Origin of the sequence: Archangium sp. (assembly GCF_036389735.1) — a bacterium.
In the GTDB taxonomy this organism is placed as follows: domain Bacteria; phylum Myxococcota; class Myxococcia; order Myxococcales; family Myxococcaceae; genus Archangium.
This window is the reverse complement of the sequence record NZ_DASVWK010000006.1, coordinates 1-3,095: the sequence shown is the minus strand read 5'-3', so window position 1 is coordinate 3,095 and position 3,095 is coordinate 1. Positions and strand designations below refer to the sequence as shown.

The following is a 3,095-nucleotide window of genomic DNA, read 5'->3' as shown; positions in this document are numbered from 1 at the left end:
GGGCGAGGCCTCGTGGAGGCCCTCCCCGGTGAACCGGACGTCCAGCGTCGACGCGTCATGCTCCACCTGGAGCCGCTCGTCCGGGACGTGGGCGCGCGCGTGGGGGCCGAAGGTGAGGCCCAGCAGCTTCACATGCGGCGGGGGCCTCGGGCCCGTGTAGCGCGCGCCCTCGAAGCGGCCGAGTCCGCTCGAGGTCCCCACCCACACGGTGCCATCCGCATCCGCCAGGAAGGAGTTGCCATTGGGGGTGTCCCCCGGCAGGCCCTGGCTCTGTCCGAAGGGGACGTGCCACCCGTTGCCGAAGAGCTCCATCCCGGCGCCGGTGCCCACCCAGAAACGGCCGAAGGCATCCTCGCCGAGCTGGTACACGACGCCGTTGTGCAGCCCCGTGCTCTGGTCATGGTGGACGCCGTCTTCCAGGCGCCCGTCCCGGTAGGTGAAGCAGCTCACGCCGATGGGGGCCGCGTAGGCCGCGCAGATGCGGCCGTCGCTGCGGGCCAGCAGGTAGCGCACACGGTCGTCCCTCAACCCCTCGCCGACCCCGAAGCGGTGGAAGGTGCCGCCATCGCGCACGTAGAGCCCGTCCCCCGCGGCCCACAGCCGCCCCGCTCCATCCCTGGCCAGGCCCACGAACGGCATCCGGGGGCTGTGCGGCAGCACCGGCGCGAACGTCCACCGCTCCCCCTGCCGTACCCCGCGCAAGAGGCCCGCGAAGCCGGCGGCCCACAGCGTGCCGTCCGGCTCCAGCACCAGGCTGAAGGTGACGCGCGCGGAGAAGCCGGACTCCTCCCGCAGCGTGCGCAGCGCTCCCGTCCGCGAGTCGTAGTGGTGGAGGCCGAGCGGGTTGCCCGCGCTCCACACCCCGCCCTCCCCGTCCACCACCACCGCCTTGAGCGAGTAGCCGCTCAGCCCGGGAACGGCCTTCCACCCCTCGGGCGTACCGCGCGCGAGCCCGTCATCGGTGCCCACCCACAGCGTGCCCTCCGCGTCCCGCGCGAGCCCCCAGATGGCGCTCGCGGGCAGGCCCGTGGTGACGTCGTGCTGGCTCCACAGGCCACGGCCCAGGGCCCGGTGCGCGCCCTGTCCCAGCACCCAGAGCGAGCCCCCCGTGTCCTCCAGCGCATCCCGCATCCGCAGGGCCTGTCCCGCCCGCCCCAGCTGGACGATGCGCGCGCGCTCGCCCTCCACTTCCACCAGGCCCCGGGTGGTGGGAATGAGGAGCTGCCCCCGCTGCCCCACACGCAGGTGCATCGCGATGCTCAGCGTGCCCGCGATGAACTCGGAGCGATCCTCGAAGGCCGCGCCCTCCCGGGGCCGCATGGCCAGCCACCCGTCGCCGCGCAACCACAGCCGGCCCCCTCCGTCCCGCGCGATGGCGGCGATGGGGCTGCTCGCCAGGGGGACGTCCCACAGGTGCCACTGGCCTCGCGCGTCGCGGCTCGCCAGGCGCGGGCCCGCGGCCACCTGAAGCTCGCCGGACGCCTCCACCCACAGGGCTCCCGCGGGCCCTCCCGGCCAGCCCGGCGCCAGGGTGAAGCGGCCCGGCTCCTCCTCCACGAACAAGCCCTGGACAGTGGACAGCAGCAGCCGGCCCCGGAGGTCCACGCGCACCGCCTGCACCTCGGGAGGCACGCCCGGGGTGGGCACGGCGGTGAAGCGGGCTCCCTCCCAGCGGGCCACCCCCTTGGTCGTCGCCACGAGCAGCCGGCCCTCGGCATCCAGCGCCACGTCATTGACGGGCAGCGAGGGCAGGCCGGCCTCCAGCCCGAAGCGCTCGAAGCGCTCGCCCTCGAAGCGGTACACCCCGTCCGCGGTGGTGACCCAGACGAACCCCTCTCCGTCCTGGAGGCCCTTGCCGGTGTCGGCGTTCTGAAGGCCGGAGTCCGTCCCATGGCCGCGCAGCGCGATGCGGCCCGGCGGCTCTCCCGCGCGAGCCTCGTCCGCGCCCAGCAAGCTCACGGCGAGGACGAGGGCGAGCCACCGCGCCGCTGTGCATGTCTGCATCGACTCTCCCTGGCGGACGAGCGAGTCTACCGCCCCCCCGGGCCCGGACCTAGTCAGGGGGAAGGTCGACTTGAAGGCCGCCGCGGCCCGGTGGAAACATGGGCGCGTGGCAGGGATGGACCCTTGGTAGGGGACGAGCGATGCGCATGAAGCGGAAGGGGCCCGGCCAGTCCGAGCCCCAGCAGGGGGAGCAGGTGCAGCGCGTCTCCCCGGAAGCGGCCCTCCAGGTTCTTCTCACGAGCACCGGAGCGGCCGTGGGCCCCGAGCTGTTCCGGACGCTCGTCCGGCTGCTGGCCGAGGCCTTCCGCGCCACCAGCGCCGTGGTGGGTGAGCGCAAGCCCGGCCAGGACAGCCTCCACCCGCTCGCCGTCTGGAGCCAGTCGGACTTCCGCGAGGAGCGGCCCCTCGCGCTGCCCGGCACCGCTTTCGAGCGGGTCCTCACCCAGGGCGTCTTCCACCACCAGGACGGCGTGGCCACGCACTTCCCCGAGGACGGGTGGCCGCGCCGGCTCGGCTCGCGGGGCTTCCTGGGCATGGCCCTGAGGAGCTCTCGGGGGGAGGTGCTCGGGGTGCTGGCCCTCCTGCACGACGCGCCCCTGGAGGCGGGCCCGAGGGACCTGGCGCTCCTGGGCGCCTTCGCCACCCGCCTGGGCGCGGAGCTGGAGCGCCTCCAGGCCCAGGCCGCGCTGGAGCAGGCCCGGGACTTCCTGCGCAACGTCCTCAACTCCCTGCCGGATCCCCTCTTCGTGAAGGACCGCGAGCACCGCTGGGTCGCCATGAACGGCGCCTTCTGCCGCATCCTCGACCGCCGCGAGGAGGAGCTGCTGGGCAAGTCCGACTACGACTTCAACCCCGCCCATGAAGCGGACGTCTTCTGGCGCCAGGACGAGCTCGTCTTCGGCTCCGGCCAGCCCAACGAGAACGAGGAGTCGCTCACCGACAGCGCCGGGCTCACCCACACGCTCGTCACCAAGAAGGCCGTCTTCACCGGCTCCGATGGACGGCCCTACCTCGTGGGCCTCATCCACGACATCACCGAGCACAAGCGCCTGGAGAAGCAGCTGCGGCTGGCGGACCGGATGGCGACGGTG

General features: G+C 73.8%; 2 protein-coding genes. One reads left to right on the top strand and one right to left on the bottom strand.

The window, feature by feature from the left end; translation table 11 throughout:
• A partial coding sequence (locus VF794_RS00130) for a ligand-binding sensor domain-containing protein (RefSeq protein WP_331106477.1) occupies positions 1-2,004 on the bottom strand: 2,004 nt, incomplete at its 3' end.
• 146 nt (positions 2,005-2,150) lie between these two features.
• Here VF794_RS00130 and VF794_RS00125 point away from each other — a divergent pair.
• On the top strand, positions 2,151-3,095 hold a 945-nt coding region (locus tag VF794_RS00125), incomplete at its 3' end, for a PAS domain-containing protein (protein ID WP_331106475.1).